The sequence below is a fragment of the Psychrobacter sp. ASPA161_9 genome (genome assembly GCF_051970275.1).
In the GTDB taxonomy this organism is placed as follows: Bacteria; Pseudomonadota; Gammaproteobacteria; order Pseudomonadales; family Moraxellaceae; genus Psychrobacter.
The window spans coordinates 135,854-159,112 of sequence record NZ_JBEFNI010000006.1 but is presented as its reverse complement, the minus strand read 5'-3'; the positions used below and the strand labels follow the sequence as shown (position 1 = coordinate 159,112).

The following is a 23,259-nucleotide window of genomic DNA, read 5'->3' as shown; positions in this document are numbered from 1 at the left end:
ACCGCAAGATAGCGCGAATTCAACTGTCTCTGCAAAATCATTGACTACCTATGCTCCTCAATCTAATTCACCTTCATGGGTTTTAAAACTAACCATTGGCTTGATTGGCATGTTTGCTTTTTTGCAGGTGTATTCAATCCAAGCAGTGTTACCTGTACTGATGGTAGACTTTGCTGCGACTGAGGTCCAAGCAGGCATGGTCGTTGGCGCGACAGTGATGGCGATTGCTATCATGTCACCATTTTTAGGAATGTTGTCCGATGCAGTAGGGCGCAAATCATTTATCGTCGGAGCGTTATTATTTTTAGCGATACCGACAGCGCTCATTGCGCAAAGTCCGAGTATTGGCTGGATGGGTCTGTGGCGCTTTATGCAGGGCTTGTCCGTGCCCGGTATTACCGTAGTGACGATTGCTTATATTGGTGAAGAGTTTGAGGGACGGGCAGTTACTGAACTGATGTCATTTTACGTTTCAGGTTCAGTACTTGGTGGCTTTTTAGGACGCTTTCTGCTTGGGCATTTGCATGAGCTTATCGGCTGGCGTTATGGTTATTATGTGATGGCTGCGATGACGCTGATAGGTGCAGTATGGGTAGGTAAAATGCTACCAACCTCACGTTGTTTTGAAGCCAATCCAAACTTTCGATCCGCTATGCAGACGTTGGGCGAACATCTGACGAACCGTTATGTGGTTACGGCTTGCTTGCTCGGTGCTTGCGTACTGTTTTCTTTGGTGGGCTGCTTTACCTTTATCAATTTACATCTGGCCAAGACTCCATATGAGCTAGGTACTGGACAACTTGCCAATATCTTTGCTGTGTATTTAATAGGCGTAGTCATTACCCCATTATCGACGACACTATTGCGCCGATTTGGCGCAGCGCGTACGGTACGAGTGGCAGTAATGGTATCGATGGTAGGGGTGCTATTGACCTTAGTGACGCCGTTATGGGGTGTGATTGTTGGGCTAGCGATCATGTCATCTGGCGTCTTTATCACCCAAGCTGCGACCATTAGTTATATTGCAGTCAACGTCAAAAAGGGGCGCTCATTGGCCTCTGGTTTATACTATATGGGCTATTACGCAGGCGGGACAATGGGTGCATGGCTATGCGGAATTGCCTATGCACGTGGGGCGTGGACGCTGACAGTATGGCTGTTGTTAATTGTGCAGGTTTTAGCGTTATTGGTAGCAAGTTTTGGCATGATTAAAACCAAAGCTCGTACTGCTTAAGTTAAGTCTCGTACTATTCAAGATAAATATCAGCTAACACAATGTGGTAAGTAGTGGAATCATTATCCTCGAATGCTGAGTGTTGTCACGCTTACGTGCGCGCGCTTTACATAGGACTGGTTTTTTCTTACTATCAATAAGCACCCTGTTAAAAGGCAACTTATAGTCAATCTACTATAAAAGAGTTGCGGCGTTAACCTCGCTTATTAAAATAATGGCCTGCTTCTAAGTAAAAACAAAATTATTAAAAATTTAATTGCCTATGCCTTATTTATATTTATTCATAATTTACAAAAATGAGAATTCACAAAAACGACAAACAAGGAAGTCCGATACATGTCAAATATTTATAACAGCGCCCCGTCAGCCTACGAGTTTCCACTACTGATCAAACAACTATTAAACCGCGCCAAAACAGTATCATTAGATCAAGAAATTATTTATGCGGACAAAAAACGCTTAACTTATAAAGATTTATTTACCCGCATTAACCGTTTAGCCAATGTCTTAGCGGGCTTAAATCTCGATGCTGGGGATGTGGTAGCAGTGATGGATTGGGATAGTCATCGTTACCTTGAATCGTACTTTGCTGTGCCTATGTCGCAGTATATTTTGCAGACGGTCAATATTCGCCTGTCGCCTGAAAAGGTGCTTTACACTATTAATCATGCTAAGCCAAAAGTATTAATGCTGAACTCTGAGTTCGCAGCTTTGGTTAAAGATTATCAGTTTGAGAACTCAAGTATTGAGCATATTATTTGGCTTGATGATAATGGCATGACGGTTGAAGGCGTTTTTGGTGGTAACCAAGGTCGCGTTATCGGTGAGTATGAAGCGTTATTAGAAGCAGCTAACACGAACTTTGATTTTCCGGATTTTGATGAAAACACTATTGCCACAACCTTCTATACCTCAGGAACGACAGGTGATCCAAAAGGCGTGTTCTTTAGCCATCGCCAATTGGTGTTACATAGCTTAGCAGAAGCAGCGTCACTAGGTATGCTACCTAACAAACAAGGCGTCAGCTACGGTGATGTCTATATGCCGATGACCCCGATGTTTCATGTTCATGCATGGGGCTTTCCGTTTACGGCTACTATGATTGGCTTAAAACAAGTCTACCCAGGTCGCTACGCCCCTGATACTTTGCTGGATTTAATTATTAATGAAAAGGTAAGTATCACCCACTGCGTGCCAACGATATTGCAAATGGTACTTAAAGAAGCACAAGATCGTGATGTCAGCTTTAATGGTTTAAAAATGATCATTGGTGGTTCAAGATTGACGGAAGGCTTGGCTAAATCGGCATTGGCACAAGATATTGAGGTGTATACAGGTTACGGAATGTCGGAAACCGCGCCATTGATTAGCTTAACTGACTTTAGTGTCGATGAGCCTGAGATGACTGAAGATGAAGATATTAGCCGTCGCTGTATGACAGGTAAGCCAGTATTGATGGTCGATGCGCAAGTCTGGAGCACAGATAATGAGTCGGTAGGCGTCGGTAAAGAGAACACTGGTGAGTTGGTACTGCGTGCCCCATGGTTGACCCAAAGCTATCTAAAAAATGATGATGCGGGTAAAGAGCTATGGGAAAACGGCTATATGCATACTCAAGATATTGCCTATATTAGACCTGACGGTTATATCAAAATTACCGATCGTCTCAAAGACGTTATCAAGTCTGGCGGCGAATGGATCTCATCATTAGAGATTGAGACTATTTTATCGTTGCATCCAGCGGTAGCGGACGTGTCAGTAATTGGTGTCCATGATAAACAGTGGGGTGAGCGCCCATTAGCACTAGTGGTACTAAAGCCAAATAAACAAGACACCAGCGCTGAAGATATTATTGCCATTGCAGAGCAGGCAGTCAGTAAAGGTATTATCCCCAAATATGGTGTACCAAGTGATTTTAAGTTTGTTGATGAGCTGCCTAAAACCTCTGTTGGTAAGCATGATAAAAAGGTAATGCGAGAGATGTATGCCAATCAGACTCAAGTGTAATTGATATTAACTGTAATCACATCGCAGTTTATGTGCTAAACAGTTGACCTTTATTACTAGCTCTGCTACATTTTAAACCGATACCTATCAAACCGATACACTATGTATTGTTTTTATAAGTATCGGTTTTTTGGTTCTAGCAGGGAAAGCCAGAGCAACAATACTTAAGCTATTATATAAATTTGCTATATTGTACTTATAATATATAAAGCGACTATTCAAACTTCATTTGCTATTCCATATAGTATATATAGTCGTATTGCATCACATTTCGTTTACGCTAAGGATAGCCATTATGAGCGAGCAAGCCAACAATTTAGCTTCTAACCAAGCCTCCAAAGACACCGTCACCTCTACGCAGAATGCCACCTTTGCTGATATCTATAACGCTTCAATCAATGATCGGGAGCAGTTTTGGGCAGAGCAAGCAAAGCGTATCTACTGGCATAAAGAGCCTGAGCAAATCCTTGACGATAGTAATCTGCCTTTTGCTAGATGGTTCGTTGGTGGTGAAACTAACCTTTGTTATAACTGTGTAGATCGTCATCTTCCCGAACGTGCTGAGCAAGATGCTTTTATTTGGCTCTCATCAGAGATCAATCAAGAGTTAACAGAGACTTATCCAGCAGTGATTGACTCGTTTAAAGACTTGGGTAATAACGTTGAGTTTTATACTGACTATACCAAACGTCGCCTAACCTATAACGACTTATATAAAGAAGTTAATTACTTTGCAGATGTGCTGCAGCGTCATGGTATCGAGAAGGGCGATCGCGTTATCATTTATATGCCGATGATTTTAGAGGCCGCTTATGCCATGCTGGCCTGCGCTCGTATCGGTGCGGTACATTCGGTCGTATTTGGTGGTTTTGCCGCGCACAACTTAGCTATTCGCATGGATGATGCCGAGGCAAAAATGATCATCACAGTCGATGCTGGCCTGCGCGGTGGCAAGGTGGTTAATTATAAAAACCTTGTGAATCAAGGGGTCGAGCAGGCGAGCGTAAAACCTGAACATGTGCTAGTAGTCAATCGCGGCGTGTTGCCGTTTGAGCCGCAAGCTATTGATGTGGATTATGCGACTCAGCGCCGCATCAGCTGCGAGGCCAATGCTGTGGTAGAGCCAGTTTGGCTTGAGTCAAACACGCCATCGTATCTGCTCTATACTTCTGGTACTACGGGTACGCCAAAAGGCGTGCAACGTGATACGGGCGGTCATGCAGTAGCACTCACTACCTCGATGGATTATATCTACGATGGCAAGGCAGGCGAGACCTTTTGGGCGATATCGGATATTGGCTGGGCGGTCGGACACTCTTATACTATTTATGCGCCATTACTGGCTGGCATGACGAGCGTGATGTATGAAGGCTTACCACATCGACCAAACCCAGGTATCTGGTGGCGTATCGTAGAAGCCAACAAAGTTAATATTTTATTTACTGCGCCGACCGGTGTGCGTATGCTCAAAAAGCAAGATGAGACTTGGATGACCCGCTACGATGTATCAAGCGTGAAGTCGTTCTTTTTAGCAGGCGAACCACTTGATGAATCAACGGCCAACTGGCTTACTCAGCATTTAGGTGTGCCAATTTTAGATCATTATTGGCAAACAGAATCCGGCTGGCCCATCCTAAGCAATACGCCAAAGTTTGATCATAAACCACATAAGCAAGGCTCGCCCGGTTATCCAATGTATGGCTATGATGCACGCGTCATCAATGAAGAAACAGGAGAGCCTTGCGCTGCTGGTGAAAAAGGGCTATTAGCCATTAGTGCGCCATTACCACCGGGTTGTCTCACGACGGTATGGCGTAATGATGAGCGCTTTATTAGCAGCTATTTTGGGCTGTTTGATGGTAAGCAATATTCAACTTCAGACTATGCTGTGACCGATGAAGATGGGTATTTCTATATTCTTGGTCGTACCGATGATGTGATTAACGTGGCTGGGCACAGACTTGGTACTCAAGAGATCGAAGAAGCTATTAGCACCCATCCAGAGATGGCAGAGTGTGCAGTCGTAGGTATTCAGGATGAGTTAAAAGGCGAATTGCCCATCGCTTTTTGTGTGCTAAAAGATCATGAGCAAGTAGCGACGACCGAAAACCGCTTCCGTCTTGAGCAGCAAGTAATAGGTGCCGTTGTGAAGTCCCTTGGTGGTATCGCCAGACCAGCAGCGATTTATTTTCCGCAAGCACTACCAAAGACTCGCTCTGGCAAAATTCTACGCCGTGCTATTCGCGCATTAGCAGAGAACAAGCCTACCGGTGATATGTCAACGCTTGACAATCCAACTGCGATTGATGCCATTAAGCAGTCTATGAAAGATTATTGATTAATATGAAAGGTTAATCCGTACTCGCTAGTTGTGAATAGCTATCTTAATATTGCACAAACTTAATATTGTACAAAAGCTCATGAATCGTCATGGGCTTTTTTATTTACTCAACTGGTCTATATATCAACGCTGTTAGTTAACGTTACCAAAATTTCAACAAAGCACTTGACCCTAAAATTGATTTATTGTTATAGTCAATAACGATACGAAATAAATCATTTTAAAATAAAGTTTCATTAATATTAAAACATCGATTTTGACACTCTTAATAAATACAGACGCTGCTTAACGGCAGTCTCGCAAACAAGATAAGGATATCTTATGCACCACGTCCAGCAGCTCATCAATGGTCAATTTACCAAATCAACGACTAGCGAATGGCTCGATATCACTGATCCAGCCACGCAAGAAGTCATCGCTAAAGTCCCGCAAACCACTGACGATGAGATCAATCAAGCCGTCGCTGCCGCCCAGACGGCTTTTCAAACATGGCGCAAGACCCCAATTACCACGCGTGCGCGAATCTTTTTAAGATATCAAGCGCTCATACGTGAGCATATGGATGAGCTAGCAGGAATCTTAACTGCTGAACAAGGCAAAACCATTGCTGATGCTCGCGGGGATGTATTCCGTGGTTTAGAAGTGGTCGAGCATGCAGCGGGTATCGCTAACTTACAGATTGGTGATTTCGTTGAAAACGTCGCCTCAGGCGTTGATACTTACAGTATCTGGCAGCCACTAGGTGTGTGCGCAGGTATTACCCCGTTTAACTTCCCAGCGATGATTCCGCTATGGATGTTCCCAATGGCGATTGCTACGGGTAACACTTTTATCTTAAAGCCTTCTGAACAAGACCCAATGGTTACCATGCGTTTGGTTGAGTTGGCAGTCGAAGCTGGCGTGCCTGAAGGTGTACTCAACGTGGTTCATGGCGGCAAGGCGACGGTTGATGCCATTTGTGATCACCCAGATATCAAAGCGGTTTCATTTGTCGGCTCTACCGCCGTTGGTAAGCATGTCTACGAGCGCGCTAGTAAATCTGGCAAACGTGCCCAGTGCATGATGGGTGCAAAAAACCATGGCGTTATCTTGCCTGATGCCAACAAAGAACAAACGCTCAATCAGCTAGCAGGTGCTGCATTTGGTGCTGCCGGTCAACGTTGTATGGCGCTGTCAGTCGTGGTGCTAGTCGGTGCAGCAGGGGAATGGATTGATGATATTAAAGCTAAAGCAACAGGATTAGTCGTATCAGCAGGTAAGCATGATAAAGACTTAGGCCCACTGATTTCTCCGGCTGCAAAAGCCCGTGTTGAGCATTTGATTGATACTGGTGTAGAAGAAGGCGCTAGCTTGATTCTTGATGGTCGCGGTATCACTGTCGAAGGCTATGAGAAAGGCAACTTCGTAGGACCGACTATCTTTGATAATGTCACAAGTGATATGCAAATTTATCAGCAAGAAATCTTTGGCCCAGTACTTTGTATTATGCGTGCAGCCAGCCTTGATGAGGCAATTGAGATGCTTAATGCCAATCCACATGGTAATGGCACGGCTATTTTTACTCAGTCGGGAGCGGCCGCGCATAAATTCCAACAAGATATTCAGGTCGGTCAAATCGGTATTAACTTGCCAATTCCTGTGCCACTACCGATGTTCTCATTCTCAGGTTCACGTGCTAGTAAGCTTGGCGATCTCGGTCCTTATGGTAAGCAGGCAGTACAGTTCTATACTCAGACTAAAACGGTGACTGCACGCTGGTTTGATGATGAAGCAAGTCGCGGAGTCAACACCACTATTTCAATTTAATCGTTCATTCACTATGTTTGCGATATAGCGTCAATCTTACTTAATATGTGCTTTACTAGTAGAGCATAATTTTGTGAATGTCGTTATGTCGCTGCTATACTGTATAAACGATGTTGGATTGATGGCTTACCAAACTTTCTTCACCATATTTGCTTTGCAAGCACAAGGATGATCTTATGGATTTCTCATTAACGGAAGACCAAATTGCTTTTCGCCAAACCGCTCGGCAATTTGCCCAAAAAGAGCTAAAGCCGAACGCGGCTGAGTGGGATCGTACCTCACATTTCCCAATCGATGTCATCAAAAAATCAGGCGAGCTTGGGTTTTTAGGGTTATATACCAATCCAGAATATGATGGTTTAGGACTGCCACGTTTAGACTCTGCGATGGTGTTTGAAGAGCTGGCATGGGGTGATACGGCAGTCGCTGCTTATATGAGTATCCATAATATGGCGAGCTGGATGATTGGTGAGTATGGTAGTGATGCCTTATGTAAAAAGTATTTGCCAAATATGGTCAGCGGTGAATGGCTTGGCAGCTACTGCTTAACTGAGCCGAATGCTGGTTCTGATGCGGCTTCATTACGTACCAAAGCCGACAAACAAGGCGACTATTATGTGCTCAATGGAGAGAAAACCTTTATCTCAGGCGCAGGCTCGACCGATGTCTTAGTGGTTATGGCGCGTACAGGCGGTGCAGGCCCAAAAGGGGTTTCAGCATTTGTAGTAGACGCTGACAGCGATGGTATTGAGTATGGTAAAAACGAGCATAAAATGGGTTGGAAAGCGCAACCAACGCGTGCTATTAGCTTTAAAGACGTTAAAGTGCCAACAGAAAATTTAATCGGCGAGGAAGGCCAAGGCTTTCGTATTGCGATGAAAGGCTTAGATGGCGGTCGTATCAATATCGGTATCTGTGCGGTAGGTACGGCGCAGTCAGCGCTAGAGACAGCGACTAATTACGTCCAAGAGCGCAGTCAATTTGGTAGCCCGATTGCCAGCTTACAGTCAGTACAGTTTAAACTTGCGGATATGCTCACTCAAACAGTTACCGCGCGGCAAATGCTGTATCTAGCGGCTAATAAAGTCGATAACAATGATGGGCAAGCTTCTACCTACTGTGCGATGGCGAAGCGTCTTTCCACTGATCTTTGTTTCGATGTTGCCAATGAGGCCTTACAGCTACATGGTGGCTATGGTTATCTAAATGAGTATCCGCTAGAGCGACATGTACGAGACTTGCGTGTCCATCAGATTTTGGAAGGCACCAACGAGATCATGCGAGTGATTGTCTCGCGTCAGCTCATGCAGGATAATGCATTGAGTCAATTGCGTTAATCGAAGTACGCAACTATTTTATGGCAATATTTTAAGTTCGCTATGGTTTTCTATGGCTATTTTACCTAGCGTCTCACCAATAAATCGTACCAAATTCCGATAAAATAAAGGATTATTTATGACGGATTATACCAATCTCAAGTTATCAATTGACGGTCATATTGCTACCGTAACACTGAATAACCCACCAGCTCACACGTGGACGATGGACAGTCTGCCTGCGCTCAAACAGCTGGTCACTGACCTGAATGCGAATGATGATGTTTATGCCTTAATTATCCATGGCGATGGCGAGAAGTTCTTTTCAGCAGGTGCGGATTTAAATAATTTCTCTGATGGTGACAAAGGCCAAGCAATCAGCATGGCTATTGCTTTTGGTGAAGCGTTTGAAGCGCTATCAGCGTATCGCGGTGTCAGTATCGCTGTCATCAACGGCTATGCGATGGGCGGTGGACTTGAGTGTGCGCTGGCCTGTGATATCCGTATCGCAGAAGCGCATGCACAGATGGCTTTACCAGAGACCGGCGTGGGCTTGTTGCCGTGTGCAGGCGGTACGCAGAATCTACCTTTACTGGTTGGTGAAGGCTGGGCGAAACGTATGATATTGTGCGGTGAGCGCGTCGATGCCGAGACAGCATTACGCATTGGCTTAGTCGAAGAAGTCACGGCAAAAGGTGGAGGTTTATTAGCAGCGCAAGCATTAGCGCAAAAAGTCGCTAAGCAATCTCCTGTTGCCGTCACTTATTCTAAACAGCTTATCCAAGCCGCAAGAAATACCCCGCCTGCACAAAACCTTATCCATGAGCGCGAAGCTTTTGTTAAGTTGTTCGATACCAAAGATCAGCGCGAAGGCGTACAAGCATTCTTAGAAAAGCGTAAACCCAATTGGCAAAATAAATAGGCCAAATTAAATCAGACTTAGCGCTAATATTTTTCCTTTTAATTTTTAGGTTACTTTTATGACAGCAGCTACGACAGCGACGGACGATACTAATAATCAAAATTCCGTAGAAAATATCACACAAGAAGCGCCAGTATTGTTCGATACCGAGCCGACAGAGTGTGGCCATCTTATCGGAATAATGACGTTAAATACGCCCAAATCTCTCAATGCACTCAGTGTTGAGATGTGTCAGTTATTAGCTCAGCAGCTAGAGCAGTGGCAAAATGACGATCAGATAGTGGCATTGGTGTTAAAAGGGGCAGGTGATAAGGCGTTTTGTGCCGGCGGCGATATTCGTAAGCTGTATGACAGTATGTCTACCAGTGCGCCGCTACCGAACCCTTATGCGACAGAGTTTTTCGGTCATGAGTATCGTCTTTATCGGCAGATGCATTTTTATCCAAAGCCGTTAATCCTCTGGGGCGATGGCATTATTATGGGTGGCGGCATGGGTTTGATGGTTGGCTGTAGTCATCGTTTGGTCACTGAGCGCACCCGCTTTGCCATGCCAGAAGTGACTATTGGACTGTTCCCTGATGCCTCTGGCAGTTGGTTCTTGCAGCGCATGCCAGCTAAAACAGGTTTATTTTTAGGGCTAACAGGTGCGATGTGTAACGGCAATGACGCTTTATTATCTAATCTTGCAGAGTATGCCGTTGCCAGTAGTGATTACGAGGCCATCATACAAAGTTTAAAACAGAGCGATTGGCAAGTGGCAGCAAGTAGCACCGATAAATGTCACAACAATAGCGCCCATAGTATCGTTAGCCGCGCACTGGCAGCACAACCAGTAGCCGAATTGCCTGCTAGCAAGTTAGCGACATATTGGAAACCTATCCAACAGTTGATGAACAGCGGCGGACTGGGAGATATTGATGCACTTTTACAAAGTGACGAAGCGCTGGCAAAGCTAGATACAGAATTTGCTAAAGATAGCTGGACGCAGCGGGTAGTAGACACTTATCGTCAAGGTTGCCCAGTTACTGTCGCTCTGACCTACGCGCTTTATCATAAAGTCACGGACTTATCGCTAGAGCAGGTTCTGTATTTAGAGGCCAACGTAGCGGTGCATTGTGCGGCCAATCCTGACTTTAAAGAAGGCGTACGTGCGCTACTGATTGACAAAGATCGCAACCCACAATGGTCACGTTCATTAGCAGAGTGTCTCAGCACCGAAGGGCAGGAATATATACATCAGCACTTTGTAAACCCTTATGCTAAAGGCGAGCATCCCTTAGGCGATTGGTTGGGTGATGAAGCGTTAGGCAGCCAGCTTGTGCGCTAAGTATCTTTAACTATATATAAAGCACTATAAACAATCTAAATTAAATAATGCAATACCATATGTAGCACTGTCTGCATAAGCAATCATCAAGGAGCGATGAGATGGGAACAAAGGATTCAGGTTTAAGCAATACAGCTACGACCGATAATAATACTGCTAAGCCAAATATAGCCTTCATTGGGCTTGGCAATATGGGCGCACCGATGGCAGAGAACTTATTAAAGGCAGGTTATACGCTCTCTGTCTATGACTTGTCTGAGGAGGCGACCCAGCGCTTGCAGCAAGCAGGTGCTAGTGTAGCTAATAGCCCTAAAGATGCTGCGAGCAATGCACAAGTCATTATTAGCATGTTGCCTGCGGGCAAGCACGTTCATTCTGTCTATCTAGGTGAAAATGAGGCTGATGGCTTACTAGCAGAATTACCCAAAGGTACATTGGTCATTGATAGCAGTACCATCGCGGCAGCTGATGCTAGGACGGTGGCAGAGGCTGCAAGTAAGCTTGGTATAGACTTCTTAGATGCGCCAGTCTCTGGCGGTACGGGCGGTGCTATCGCTGGTAGTTTAACCTTTATCGTCGGTGGCAGCGCTGATGCGTTCGCTAAAGCCGAGCCAATACTAGCCGTTATGGGCAAAAACATCTTTCATGCAGGCGACCATGGTGCCGGACAAGTCGCGAAAATCTGTAATAACATGCTGTTAGGTATTCTAATGGCGGGAACGGCAGAGGCGATTAACTTGGGTGTCAAAAATGGTCTCGACCCTAAAGTGCTATCAGATATTATGCTACAAAGCTCAGGTCGTAATTGGACATTAGAAGTCTATAACCCTTATCCGCAAGTGATGGAGAACGTCCCATCTAGTAATGGCTATAAAGGCGGCTTTATGAGTAAGCTGATGCAAAAAGATTTAAATCTTGCGATGCAAACCGCTAAAGATACGGATGTTGAAACTCCAATGGGAGCCAAAGCGACAGAGCTTTATGAAGCACATACAGTAGAAAATGGCGATAAAGACTTTTCTAGTATTATGGCGCGTCATGATAGTTCGGTATTGTCTTAAGGCTCCAAGTGCTTAAAATTCATGATGCTCAAAGTTCTTAACACTTAAGGTTCTTAATCAGTTTTAAATAGAGTACTTTTGCTAGTTGTCATAGCACTAGCAAAAATAAAGTATAAAAAAGGTCTGCGCTATAAAAATAACGCAGACCTTTTTTGTGTTCGGTCATATTTTTTCTTAATGATACAGACTCTAGTTTTGTAGCTCATACACCAACGCTTGAATGTCTTGCGCTGCTGCTTGCAATCTTGGTACATGTGTCAGTAGATCATCTAAAGATACGCGTATGGTAGGTGCATGCAAATACAAAGATGCTAGATAGCGCGATTTCTTGTCCAATATTGGCACCGATACCGCGACCATTTCAGAGATGAATTCTTCATTATCTACGCCAACCCCTGTCTTAGCAATATGATCAAGTTCAGCATTTAGGGCATCAATGTCTACAATGGTGTTTTTAGTAAATTTATTTAAAGGCAAGTTACTTAGCATCTTACGGCGACTTGCGGGTGAGAGCTGACTTAGATACAGTTTGCCAGTTGCCGTACACCACATAGGAGATTTAGCCCCAACAGGTAAGTATATCTGTAGTGGCAATGATGTTGTGACGCGATTGGTATAGATCATATCCATATGATAAGGAATACCAATACCGCAAGTTTCTTGAATATCATCTACTAGCTTTTGCAAAATAACTTGGCGTTCATTAAAGAACTGCCGCTGTTGCCATAAAGCCACACTTAGATTGCGTACGCGCTTACCAGGGATAATACCACCACCAATATCAATCGCTACAAACCCTTCATCGACTAAATTTTGAATCAAACGATGAATGGTTGGTTTTGGGATATCAAGCTCTTGTGAAAGCTCAAGCGGAGAGATAGGTTTAGGCGCATAGGATATCGTTTCGATAATCTCTAATACACGGGTAATCGAAGAAACTTTCGGCATATAGATAGCTCAGTAATGATGAATGATAAGTAACGTCGGGCGTTATAGTATTAGTCACATCGACAAATTAAAGAGACTAAAGTTAAAGAGACTATAGCCAGATAAACACTATATATAGATTATAAAATAAAATAAGACTGAAAGGTGAGCAGTATCATAAACTTTTTTTGAGAGCAACTATTGATACATCATCTGACAAATCACAACAAACAGTAGTAATAAACTATATAACCCTTATTGAGTTATTTTAGAGGATACGACATCATAGTTACATACTTTGCAGTACTGTTGCGCAAGCTTTTACTATTTAAGGTATATATATTTATACTGATTAGTTACTTTGAGAGTATCGTGTAACGGCAGGGCGATTTTTTACAGGTTCGTGTAGTAATTATTACAATTTCTATGCAATCTTTACATAATGGCAAATAAAAAGCTCCTTTGTAGGGGTGACTTTTGAAGCCAAAATTGTTTTAATCTGCTCAACAAAACGATTGTTTAAAATAGAACAGAAATAATCGTTTTTTTGGGCTAGTTATTTCATACTTTAGGAGAACAACCATGAAACTTATTAAATTAACTGCAATCTCTGCTGCTGTTTTAGCATCAACTGCTGCTTTAGCAGCTGAGCCTGTAATCGTTGTTGATAACAATGATGCAGTAGTATACGAAGCTGAGCCTGTAGCTGTTGCGTATGAAGCTGAGCCTGTAGCCGTTGCATATGAAGCTGAAGTAGCTCCTGCTGCTTATAATAATGATGCAGGTGTTATTCGTAACACTACTGGTGCTATTTTCGGTGGTACTAAGACTTTATTTAACACAGCTATTAACCCAGCATCTGTTAGTGCTGAAGTTGGTACTTTAGGTTATGGTGCTAACATCGGTTGGTCACTAAATGAGAAAACTGAATTACAAGCCGGTTGGGCTGGTGGTGATGTAGCTGACCTTTTTGGCGGTGACTTTGATGCAAACGATGTTAACTACGAAGTCGATGCTGATTTTAGCAACCCGTACCTAGGTGTGCAATTACGTCCTATGTCTAACTGGTTCACTGTTGGTGCTGGTATCATTGTACCTGACAACGATTTTGACGTAACTGCTAATTCTGAAGGCGGTTATTTTGAAATCAATGACACGAAATATGATGCAGATTCTGTAGGTACTCTACAAGGTACTATGGAACATCGTAACAAGTTAGCGCCTTATGGTACTATCGGTTTCCGTCCAAACATCGGTAACAACTGGGGTGTGTTCGGTGAAATTGGTGCAGCATACATGGGTAAAACTGATGCAACTGTCACTGCAAGTAACGTAAGTGGCGACCCAGTTTTCATACAAAACGCAAGTGGTGATAATGTTATATCACCAAACGAAACTGCTCAAACTGTTGCTCAAGACGCAGAACGTGAGCTAGAAGATAAAGATTGGTTAGAGTGGATGCCAATTGTTAAAGTTGGTGCAACTTACCGCTTCTAATCTAATCACAGTTTAAGTACTGTCATTAGAAGAAGAGTAAAAGCATAAAAAACGACCCTAAAAAGGGTCGTTTTTTTATGTCTGCTCCAAAGTACTAAATAGTCGTAAAGAGATAAGTTGACAAAATTATGCTAAAAAATAACTACTGTCTGGTGAGAAAGTAACAATGTAATCTGATAGCCTGACTCAGTATCTTCAATAATAGTCAGGAGCGAGTCATTTTGTTCAAAGTTGACAACAATATTCGGAATGAGATGTTCATAGTTCATTCCTAATCCTTGCGCCAACTTATAATGGTGAATCTTAATAAAGCTCTCTTTTATCTGCCAAAGTAACTTAGCAGTGGTTTCACGTTGAGTAGTGGGCAATGTTTGTAGCAGAGCAATCTCGTTAGAGTGATAAAAACGCTGTGCCACATGCCAATCAACTTTATTGGTTTCTATATCAATACCCACAGTGCGCTGACGACTGATAATTACAGCAACCTTATTATTTGCATAACTATCACTTGAATGACTAAAGCACACGTAGTATTTGCTATTAATGAGTCGATAAGGGTATTGAGTTTCGTCTAACGTATCCTCTATTTCTAACTTGGTCAGTAACTCTTGTAGCAATAACCGAACGCCTAGACGTTGTTGTTGACGTTGATTCAGAGCGTTTTTGCGTGCTGATAAATATATTTGAGCAGTATAGTATTGCCAGTTAAAATCAGAAAAATTAATAGGATAGGCGCGTAAAGTATTAGACACTAATGATAGAGGTGGCTTATTCCATAATCTTAGATGTAAAGGTGCGCCCACATCGGCAACTGCGCACCATGTCATAGGATCAAGTTGAGTATATTCGATGTTAAAAAGATGTGGGATTGGCATAATTTGTTTATATCAAAAGTTAAAAACGATTATAAAGAAATATAAAAAGTTAATTAATAAATAGCAACTATATATAAACCTTGAGAAGGTAACCACTATTTTAATCCAACATCATCTTGGCTGAACTAAAAAGCCCAGCAATATTAATATTGCTGGGCTTTTTTTGATGCTAAATAAAATCTCTCAACTATATACAATAGCTCTTAGTAAGAAAGCTCGGCACGACGGTTCTGTGCATAAGCTTCTTCAGTAGTACCAGCCGCAGCAGGACGCTCTTCGCCATAACTGATGACTCGGATGTTATTTACAGAAACACCTTGAGCAGCAAGATAATCACGTGCTGCCTGTGCACGGCGCTCGCCTAGAGCAACGTTGTATTCACGGCTACCGCGTTCATCAGTGTGACCTGCAATCACGACACCAGCTGCTGGATTTGAGCTTAATAGGTTAGCATGTTGGTTCAAGATGCTAGCAGATTGTGAAGTAATTTCACTACTGTCAAAGGCGAAATATACAACGGCTTGAAGATTTTCAGCACCAGTAAGAATAGCATTTGAATTGTCTACAACCACAGCACCAGTGTAACCGACTTGACCACCTGGGATACCTAGAGGAGCAACGACGACTTCAGAAGTAGCGCGCTTAGTAGCACAACCAGTTGTGATTGCGACAGCACCTGATAATAGGGCAAGCGCAGCGATTTTAGCAAAACGGCTATTGGATATAGGGTTAGACAACGTAGAGTTAATTGACATGATGAGCTCCTAAATTTTTAATAAAATTTGTTTTTTTTGAACTGCTTATAGTAAAACCTAGGCAATTACTGCCCATAGTAGAATCAATGTTACGTTATGTAAATAACATTACTGTAAATCATGTCAAAATTTGTCAGCTATTACAATATACATTTGGCAACTTTTAGTGAGAATCAGTGGTCTGATAAGTCATAAAGCTATTACCAGCGATGTTTGTTCCAGTTTTCAGGGTTGGCCCAATAATCAGCATTTAGCCAATTTGGTAGCTTTTTATAATCATACAAATTAAATTGCCATAACGTTAATGATGCTGACAAGTTTGATGATGATTGAGGCAATGGAGTTTTACCTAAAAGATCAAGAGGTGTAAAGCCATAAGCTCGCAGATCTAAAGTACTATCAAGAGCAATAACTAAGTGTGCAGCATAGAGGTCACGGTAGCGCATTAGCAATGGAATGTAGGGTTGCAGCATGTCTGATGATAAGTTAGGCAGCCAAAAGCATGCAAGTTGGTAGCGCTGCGGTATGGATTGCGTCGTAAGCTCTGATAATGTGGAGAAGTCTGCTATTTTTTTCGTAGCGGCATTTATACTAGCAGGAGTGTTGACAGTTTTTTCATCATTAGCCCCTTCGTTTTTGAGACCCAACTGCGATCTTAACTCGGCAAGCATTTTTTGATTTTCAACTATCCATAACAGCTGAGGGAGCTGATTCGATTTTATATTATTCGAGGTTTTATTGACGGTATTTTTATTATCTGAAATCGCTGCATTATTCTCAACATTAGATAGCGATATTGAATCGTCAAGGGTGGGTAGTAGTGCCTCTATATAATCATCCAATATATTTAGGGTAATCGTACTATTCGTTGCGCTTACTGATGGGTCAGTCATAGAGTATTGCCAGCTGATTAATAAATGAGTCGTATTTTATTATAGAGGATAAATAAGAAGTTTGGTGGCTGAGCACAAAACTTGCTCGCCCTTGAAATTTAGCAAATTGAGCCAATGTAGCAATAGAATTGAGTATCATATAGCCTATCGCTTATATGCAAAAATACTGTAGAAAAATATATAGCTCTGTTTTACCTCACAACTATGCTCATTTGCTCATTATAATGATAATTATTGGCTCAAGCATATTCATCTTAAATAATAGGAATTTCTATGTCTATCTCTGAAACTGATGCTCAAATCATTAACCCTGATATGCCTGACGTGCCACCACATGCACCTAGAAAAATTCATCTGACCGATTATCAGCTGCCAAGTTTTGATGTGGATACCGTAGATTTAGATATCAAGATTTTCGATGATTATGCAACGGTTGATAGCAAGCTAGTCATGAACCGCCAAGCGGTAGGTGATTTGGTGCTATACGGTGAAGATGTTGAGCTAGTTACTATTAAAATTGATGGTGAGCCTCTCAGCTCTGAGCAGTATAGCCAAGCAGATGGCAAACTCACGATTGCTGATGCTCCTGATAATTTAACGTTAGAGTTGCAGGTTCGCATTCATCCGCAGACCAACACTGCGCTAGAAGGTTTGTATATGGCAGGCACTGGTAGCGATACCATGTTTGTCACCCAGTGTGAGCCAGAAGGCTTTCGCAAGATTACTTTTTATCCAGACCGTCCCGATGTACTGGCGATATTTACCACGCGCGTTGAAGCAGATAAGCGTTATCCGACACTGCTCGCCAATGGTAATTTGGTGGAGCAAGGTGAAGTTGCAGATGTGCCAGACCGTCATTATGCTATTTGGCATGATCCGACCAATAAGCCAAGTTATCTGTTTGCCTGTGTTGCTGCTGATTTAGATGTGCTTACCGATCATTATACAACCAGTGAAGGTCGCGAAGTCACGCTTGAAGTGTATGCTAAATCTACGGATATTGATAAATGCCATGTCGGTATGCAAGCATTGAAAGACGCGATGGAGTGGGATGAAGTTAATTACGGCCGTGCGTATGATTTGGATCGCTACATGATAGTCGCGGTCAGTCAATTTAATATGGGCGCAATGGAAAATAAAGGCCTAAACATCTTTAATACCGCCTGCGTATTGTCTAGTCCTGAGACCACGACCGATGCGCGTAGCTTTAATGTCAAAGCAGTCATCGCTCATGAATACTTCCATAACTGGACGGGTAACCGTATTACCTGCCGTGACTGGTTCCAATTGTGCCTAAAAGAAGGGTTGACGGTTTATCGTGATCAATCCTTTTCAGCGGATCAGCAGTCGAGTGCGGTGCAGCGTATCGATGATGTAGCGACATTACGTGCGCATCAGTTTGCGGAAGATGCAGGACCACTTGCGCATCCAGTACGTCCTGAAAGCTTCGTTGAGATCAATAATTTTTATACCACCACTATTTATGAAAAAGGCGCTGAAATCGTGCGCATGCTGGCCAATACATTGGGGCCGGATAATTTCCGTAAAGGCACTGACGAATATTTTCGTCGTTACGATGGTCAAGCAGTCACAGTTGAGGACTTTTTATCAGCACTAAGCATTACTGACGATAAAATCGAGGACTTCATCGATTGGTACCGTCAACCAGGTACGCCAATACTATCTGGTCATCAAGACTATGATAGCGAGACGCAAACGTTGACCATTACTTTAAGTCAGCAAACGCGCCACGTAAGCGGATTTGAAGCGCCTAAGCCTTTACCAATTCCAGTAGCAACAGCGCTATTCGATAAAGCGTCTGGTGATATAGTCGGCGAGCGTATGTTGTTGTTAGATCAGGCTGAGCAAACCTTTAGCTTTAATAATATTGACAGTGAGCCTGTGGTTTCATTACTCCGTGATTTCAGTGCGCCAGTACAGCTCAACTATGACTATCAAGATGAAGACTTGGCATTTTTACTCAAACATGAGACCAATGGTTTTAACCGCTGGCAAGTGACGCAGATGCTAGTAAATCGTATTTTACTGCAAGGTCAGGGCTCTAAAAGCAGTCCTGAGGTATATCTGCAAGCATTGGCACAGACCTTACCAACCTTGGCTACTGACGATGCTATGTTGGCTGCACGCTTGCTTGATATTCCATCAGCGCAAGAGTTGGCCTCTGCCATTCACAAAAACTACGATCCGATATTGATTAAAGAGCAGCGTGAAGGCTTGTATCGTCAAGTGGCAGAGTCACTATCGGGGCAGTGGACAACGCTCTATGAACAACTGCCGTTACAGGCTTATGAGGATAGCTCTGAGGCTCGCGGGAAGCGTGCCTTGCGTAACGTAGTATTGGATATGGCATTGACTGCCAAAGTTGCAGGCACGGCTGAATTGGCACAGCAGCAGTACGATAATGCTAGCTGTATGACCGAACGCTTTGGTGCATTAAAGGCGATGGTCAACCATCAGGTCGCAAATGCTGATGAGTATTTGGCAGATTTTTATAATCGCTTTCAAGCCGATGACTTAGTAATTGACTTATGGTTTAGTGTGCAAGCCGCTGCTGACAATGTGAGTACTAATAAAATTAAAGATCTGCTGAATCATGCAGATTTCGATTGGAACACGCCCAATCGTGTACGCTCAGTAATCAGCGCTTTTACCTCGCAGCCGACTATACTTTGGACGACAGAAGGATTGGACATCTATACCGATGTGATTCAAAGGTTGGATGATGCCAATCCTGTCTTGGCCTCGCGCTTACTGCAAGTGCTGGCACGCTGGTACACATTGGTTGAACCACGTCGTCAAATGGCGCATGAGCAGCTTATCAGTTTGCAGGAAAAAGCATCTTCTAAGCATGTACTTGAGAGCTTAGATAGTGTGCTAGGCGCGGCAGCGGATTAATAATTTGCTTTAACAAGTAAAATAAAAGGCTAAACTAAAATATCAGTTTAGCCTTTTGACGTTATGAGTTAGGCTATTTGAAGATCTAAATTCTCGGCTTGGGCGCAGGTTCTCTATCTGAATCACCAGAATTTGGCTCGCCTTTTGGTTCGATTAGTAAAACCTTCACTTCATGCTCTGCGCGTGGTCGATGGCTCACACCTTTGGGTACGATAAACAATTCCCCAGCTTTGACAAGACGAGAATGTTCACCTTCTATATCCATAAACATCTCGCCCTCTAACACATAGAAAAAGTCGTCCGTTTCTTCATGTTTATGAAAGGGGTACTCTCCTTGAAATTTTACTACCATCACTTCGTTTTGATTATAATCAGCAACGACATGTGGATCCCAGTAGCTTGAAAACATGCTTAGTTTATCCGAGAGTTTAATGGTATTCATGGTTTTACCTTTTCATATAAAGATCATTCATCCCATAATAAACTAAAAGCTTATTGTTTTAATTTGATTAGGCAATAAAAAGCCCACCTACGCATAGATGGGCTTTTTCTCAATTAATATTTAGGTAGTTAGCTATTAGCTATTAGCGATTAGGTAAAATGTCTTTCACCGTATCACGTAGATTATGTATAGCAGTCACGGTACTATCCCAATCGAGACAACCATCGGTGATAGATTTACCATACTCGAGCTGGCTCAAATCTTCAGTAAGCTTTTGGCTGCCACCTTTTAAATGGCTTTCAATCATCATGCCGATAATTGATTTATTACCGTTTTGAATCTGCTCAGCGACGTTTTGGATGACCATCGGTTGTAAGTAAGGATCTTTACCTGAGTTTGCATGACTTGAGTCAATCATAATCTTACTACTGGTTTTTCCTTTAGCCAGCTCGTTTTCAACTTGGGCGACAGCGGTTTCGTCATAGTTAGGTTTGCCATTACCACCGCGCAGTACGACGTGTGCGTAAGGGTTGCCTTTAGACTTGATGATAGATACTTTGCCATCTTCTGATAGACCTAAGAAGCTATGACCAGCTTTTACTGCTTGCATAGCGTTGACTGCGACAGTCATGCCACCGTCAGTACCATTTTTGAAGCCTACTGGGCACGATAAGCCTGAACTCATCTCACGGTGTGTTTGGCTCTCAGTGGTACGTGCGCCAATCGCTGACCAGCTGATCAAGTCCTGCATGTACTGCGGGGTATTTGGATCTAAAGCTTCAGTCGCACAAGGCAAACCCTTCTCATTTAAATCAAGCAGTAGCTTACGAGCGGTACGTAGACCTTTTTCGATATCGAAGCTGTCATTCATATCAGGGTCGTTAATCATGCCCTTCCAACCAACAGTAGTACGTGGCTTTTCAAAATAGACACGCATAACGACAAAGATAGTGTCTTCGACTTCTTTTGCCAATACGGCTAAGCGGTCAGCATATTCGTGCGCCGCCTTGATATCATGGATAGAGCAAGGACCGATGACTATAAACAGGCGCTTATCTTTACCATCCAAAATATCTTGAATAGTATGGCGACCTTTTAGAACGGTTTTATAAGCTTCGTTCGAAAGGGGCAGCTCAGCTTTTAGCTCAGCGGGAGTGATCAAAGGAATGAATTTTTCAATGTTCACGTCATCAATATCTGCATTATGGGTAGCTGGTGTTGTCATGATTACACTTCGTCTAGCTAATTTATAGGGATATTCATTATGCGGTCAAAATTGCATGTTGACAAGGGCAGTCGTTCAGTTAATTGACTGATAACTGGAATGTTAAAACCAAAATTTTGTTATACTTGCCCATTATCGGGATGCGCAGGGTGCATTTTTACTATATGTAGCTCATTTATGGTCTACAGTTTTACGCATTAATGTACTTAATATGTTTAATAAAAAATCAAAATCATAGGTTAAGGCACATAGTTTCATACTTTACTACATAGACAAGCCCTGATTATTTTGTTTGTACTAATTGTTTTAGACGTCTGATTTTAGGCGCTTCCCCATCTGATTCTTATGGCATACGCTTTGCTGTATTTTTTAATTGTTCATTATTGCATTGTTAATGTTGAGACCTGTCATGACTGATTCTGCCACGCCCTTTCAAACTACTGAAGAATCTGCCGATTCATTTGGTATGACGAATGATAATCACCAGTTGCCAAACAAACCGCTGGTGATTGGTATTGTTGCAGGTGAAGTATCTGGTGATAGTTTGGGTGCAGATTTTATGCAGCAAATGAATAACCTGCGTGATGATATCATTTGGGTAGGGGTTGGCGGGTCAAAAATGCAGGCGCAAGGGTTACACAGTATTTTCCCATTAGCACGCCTAGCAGTGATGGGTTTGGTGGAAGTGTTATCGCAGTTGCCTGATTTGCTCAAAGCACGACGTGAGCTATTAGCAGCTTTTCAGGTTGCTCATATAGACTGGTTTGTCGGTATTGATGCGCCTGATTTTAATCTACGGGTTGCAAAGAAGCTCAAACCAAAAGGGGTGTTTTGTGTGCAGTATGTTAGCCCGTCAATTTGGGCTTGGCGTGAATCGCGTATTCACGGCATCAAGGCAGCGACCGATTTAGTACTATGCTTATTTCCATTTGAGCTGCCAGTATATGAGCGTCATAACCATCCTGCGATATGTGTCGGCCACCCGCTACTACGAACCCTAAATCAAGACTTGGTAGATACCCCGACCAATCAGCTACGTAGTGAGCTGGTCTGGCATAATGACGGCTTGCAACAGTTTTTTATTGAGCGTTTCGATGATGTTAGTCAGTTGATTTGTGTAATGCCGGGATCAAGGCGTGGTGAGATAACCGCTATCTTGCCACTCATGCTAGACGGTATTCAGAAGCTATTATTAGTAGATCCTAAACTGTGCTTTATCATCCCAACTGTTGATCAAAACCATCAATACATCGTACAAGATGTGATTGATCAACGCTCAGAGCAATTGCGTGCTGCTATTGTTGTAGTCTATGACGAAAGCCAACCAGCCTTTAGCCAACAGGCCATGGCAGCCTCTGATATTATTATGCTGGCATCGGGTACGGCAACGCTTGAAGCCATGCTCCTTGAACGCCCGATGGTCGTTATTTATCAATTAAATCAGCTTACTTATCAGATTGCCAAGCGTCTGGTAAAAGTACCCTATGTCGCATTACCTAATATATTAGCAGGAAGAACTATCGTAACTGAGCTTATACAAGAGCAGGCGAGTGGGGAAAATATCTGCCGAACGGTCACAAAATTATTGCAGCCTCGTGCCTATGCTGAACAGTTACAGGCCTTGCTCGAGACCAAACAGACATTACAGCAGCAAAGCAATCATGAGCCCGCTAATAGTGTGATTGCACAGTGGTTTGCTCAAGGTAATCGTTAAA

17 protein-coding genes are annotated in these 23,259 nt (G+C 43.0%); 11 read left to right on the top strand and 6 right to left on the bottom strand.

From position 1 onward, the window contains the following. Positions 1-40 precede the first annotated feature (40 nt). The 8 genes from ACTQ9S_RS08710 (at position 41) to mmsB (ending at position 12,014) form a co-directional block, all read left to right on the top strand. On the top strand, positions 41-1,234 hold the full coding sequence (locus ACTQ9S_RS08710) for an MFS transporter (protein WP_351118845.1): 1,194 nt from the start codon (positions 41-43) through the stop codon (positions 1,232-1,234). A gap of 336 nt (positions 1,235-1,570) precedes the next feature. Then, positions 1,571-3,241: a fatty acid--CoA ligase gene (locus ACTQ9S_RS08705; RefSeq protein ID WP_068035334.1), complete on the top strand. Its 1,671-nt coding sequence runs from the start codon at positions 1,571-1,573 to the stop codon at positions 3,239-3,241. A 295-nt stretch (positions 3,242-3,536) separates the two neighbouring features. Continuing rightward, positions 3,537-5,579: a propionate--CoA ligase gene (locus ACTQ9S_RS08700; protein ID WP_351118818.1), complete on the top strand. Its 2,043-nt coding sequence runs from the start codon at positions 3,537-3,539 to the stop codon at positions 5,577-5,579. A gap of 324 nt (positions 5,580-5,903) precedes the next feature. Then, the gene (locus ACTQ9S_RS08695) at positions 5,904-7,388 is read left to right on the top strand and encodes a CoA-acylating methylmalonate-semialdehyde dehydrogenase (protein ID WP_068035338.1); all 1,485 of its coding nucleotides are present in this window, start codon (positions 5,904-5,906) and stop codon (positions 7,386-7,388) included. A gap of 176 nt (positions 7,389-7,564) precedes the next feature. After that, positions 7,565-8,725, top strand: coding sequence for an acyl-CoA dehydrogenase family protein (locus tag ACTQ9S_RS08690; protein ID WP_351118816.1), 1,161 nt, complete (start codon positions 7,565-7,567; stop codon positions 8,723-8,725). Between the two features lie 118 nt (positions 8,726-8,843). Further along, the gene (locus tag ACTQ9S_RS08685; protein ID WP_351118815.1) at positions 8,844-9,626 is read left to right on the top strand and encodes an enoyl-CoA hydratase; all 783 of its coding nucleotides are present in this window, start codon (positions 8,844-8,846) and stop codon (positions 9,624-9,626) included. A gap of 58 nt (positions 9,627-9,684) precedes the next feature. Continuing rightward, positions 9,685-10,953 carry an enoyl-CoA hydratase/isomerase family protein gene (locus ACTQ9S_RS08680; RefSeq protein WP_440454706.1) on the top strand — a complete coding sequence of 423 codons (1,269 nt, stop codon included), beginning with the start codon at positions 9,685-9,687 and terminating at the stop codon, positions 10,951-10,953. A gap of 101 nt (positions 10,954-11,054) precedes the next feature. After that, positions 11,055-12,014, top strand: a complete 960-nt coding sequence (mmsB, locus tag ACTQ9S_RS08675; RefSeq protein WP_351118813.1) for a 3-hydroxyisobutyrate dehydrogenase — start codon at positions 11,055-11,057, stop codon at positions 12,012-12,014. A 189-nt stretch (positions 12,015-12,203) separates the two neighbouring features. Here mmsB and ACTQ9S_RS08670 read toward each other — a convergent pair whose 3' ends face one another. Beyond that, positions 12,204-12,962 carry an IclR family transcriptional regulator gene (locus ACTQ9S_RS08670; RefSeq protein ID WP_068035348.1) on the bottom strand — a complete coding sequence of 253 codons (759 nt, stop codon included), beginning with the start codon at positions 12,960-12,962 and terminating at the stop codon, positions 12,204-12,206. Positions 12,963-13,523: 561 nt separating this feature from the next. On the opposite strand from ACTQ9S_RS08670, the gene ACTQ9S_RS08665 reads away from it, so the two are divergent. After that, positions 13,524-14,438 carry a hypothetical protein gene (locus tag ACTQ9S_RS08665; protein WP_351118812.1) on the top strand — a complete coding sequence of 305 codons (915 nt, stop codon included), beginning with the start codon at positions 13,524-13,526 and terminating at the stop codon, positions 14,436-14,438. Between the two features lie 131 nt (positions 14,439-14,569). On the opposite strand, the gene ACTQ9S_RS08660 is transcribed toward ACTQ9S_RS08665, so the two are convergent. The 3 genes from ACTQ9S_RS08660 to ACTQ9S_RS08650 form a co-directional block, all read right to left on the bottom strand. Beyond that, entirely contained in the window at positions 14,570-15,313 is a 744-nt protein-coding gene (locus ACTQ9S_RS08660; RefSeq protein ID WP_440454705.1) for a 4'-phosphopantetheinyl transferase family protein, read from the bottom strand. A gap of 203 nt (positions 15,314-15,516) precedes the next feature. Continuing rightward, positions 15,517-16,068 carry a peptidoglycan-associated lipoprotein Pal gene (pal, locus tag ACTQ9S_RS08655; RefSeq protein WP_068035354.1) on the bottom strand — a complete coding sequence of 184 codons (552 nt, stop codon included), beginning with the start codon at positions 16,066-16,068 and terminating at the stop codon, positions 15,517-15,519. Positions 16,069-16,268: 200 nt separating this feature from the next. Continuing rightward, positions 16,269-16,961 (bottom strand): DUF6231 family protein, encoded by a 693-nt coding sequence (locus tag ACTQ9S_RS08650; RefSeq protein ID WP_351118810.1) that lies wholly within the window; start codon positions 16,959-16,961, stop codon positions 16,269-16,271. A 315-nt stretch (positions 16,962-17,276) separates the two neighbouring features. Here ACTQ9S_RS08650 and pepN point away from each other — a divergent pair, with 315 nt between their 5' ends. Then, a complete protein-coding gene (gene pepN / locus ACTQ9S_RS08645; protein WP_351118844.1) occupies positions 17,277-19,877 on the top strand; it encodes an aminopeptidase N in 2,601 nt (866 codons plus the stop codon). Between the two features lie 85 nt (positions 19,878-19,962). On the opposite strand, the gene ACTQ9S_RS08640 is transcribed toward pepN, so the two are convergent. Further along, complete coding sequence (locus ACTQ9S_RS08640) at positions 19,963-20,319, bottom strand: cupin domain-containing protein (protein ID WP_068327191.1); 357 nt, start codon at positions 20,317-20,319, stop codon at positions 19,963-19,965. A gap of 142 nt (positions 20,320-20,461) precedes the next feature. Beyond that, positions 20,462-21,544 (bottom strand): 3-deoxy-7-phosphoheptulonate synthase, encoded by a 1,083-nt coding sequence (locus ACTQ9S_RS08635; protein WP_068035360.1) that lies wholly within the window; start codon positions 21,542-21,544, stop codon positions 20,462-20,464. Positions 21,545-22,010: 466 nt separating this feature from the next. Between ACTQ9S_RS08635 and lpxB the strand changes: the two genes are divergently transcribed. Continuing rightward, the gene (lpxB, locus tag ACTQ9S_RS08630) at positions 22,011-23,258 is read left to right on the top strand and encodes a lipid-A-disaccharide synthase (RefSeq protein ID WP_440454741.1); all 1,248 of its coding nucleotides are present in this window, start codon (positions 22,011-22,013) and stop codon (positions 23,256-23,258) included. Position 23,259: the final 1 nt, after the last annotated feature.

What these genes read in the sequence shown, in the direction of transcription:
- ACTQ9S_RS08650 (WP_351118810.1), bottom strand. Translation starts at nt 16,961, where the DNA reads ATGACTGACCCATCAGTAAGCGCAACGAATAGTACGATTACCCTAAAT.
- ACTQ9S_RS08665 (WP_351118812.1), top strand. Translation starts at nt 13,524, where the DNA reads ATGAAACTTATTAAATTAACTGCAATCTCTGCTGCTGTTTTAGCATCA.
- ACTQ9S_RS08685 (WP_351118815.1), top strand. Translation starts at nt 8,844, where the DNA reads ATGACGGATTATACCAATCTCAAGTTATCAATTGACGGTCATATTGCT.
- ACTQ9S_RS08670 (WP_068035348.1), bottom strand. Translation starts at nt 12,962, where the DNA reads ATGCCGAAAGTTTCTTCGATTACCCGTGTATTAGAGATTATCGAAACG.
- ACTQ9S_RS08660 (WP_440454705.1), bottom strand. Translation starts at nt 15,313, where the DNA reads ATGCCAATCCCACATCTTTTTAACATCGAATATACTCAACTTGATCCT.
- pepN (WP_351118844.1), top strand. Translation starts at nt 17,277, where the DNA reads ATGCCTGACGTGCCACCACATGCACCTAGAAAAATTCATCTGACCGAT.
- ACTQ9S_RS08700 (WP_351118818.1), top strand. Translation starts at nt 3,537, where the DNA reads ATGAGCGAGCAAGCCAACAATTTAGCTTCTAACCAAGCCTCCAAAGAC.
- pal (WP_068035354.1), bottom strand. Translation starts at nt 16,068, where the DNA reads ATGTCAATTAACTCTACGTTGTCTAACCCTATATCCAATAGCCGTTTT.
- ACTQ9S_RS08690 (WP_351118816.1), top strand. Translation starts at nt 7,565, where the DNA reads ATGGATTTCTCATTAACGGAAGACCAAATTGCTTTTCGCCAAACCGCT.
- ACTQ9S_RS08695 (WP_068035338.1), top strand. Translation starts at nt 5,904, where the DNA reads ATGCACCACGTCCAGCAGCTCATCAATGGTCAATTTACCAAATCAACG.
- mmsB (WP_351118813.1), top strand. Translation starts at nt 11,055, where the DNA reads ATGGGAACAAAGGATTCAGGTTTAAGCAATACAGCTACGACCGATAAT.
- lpxB (WP_440454741.1), top strand. Translation starts at nt 22,011, where the DNA reads ATGACGAATGATAATCACCAGTTGCCAAACAAACCGCTGGTGATTGGT.
- ACTQ9S_RS08635 (WP_068035360.1), bottom strand. Translation starts at nt 21,544, where the DNA reads ATGACAACACCAGCTACCCATAATGCAGATATTGATGACGTGAACATT.
- ACTQ9S_RS08680 (WP_440454706.1), top strand. Translation starts at nt 9,685, where the DNA reads ATGACAGCAGCTACGACAGCGACGGACGATACTAATAATCAAAATTCC.
- ACTQ9S_RS08640 (WP_068327191.1), bottom strand. Translation starts at nt 20,319, where the DNA reads ATGAATACCATTAAACTCTCGGATAAACTAAGCATGTTTTCAAGCTAC.
- ACTQ9S_RS08705 (WP_068035334.1), top strand. Translation starts at nt 1,571, where the DNA reads ATGTCAAATATTTATAACAGCGCCCCGTCAGCCTACGAGTTTCCACTA.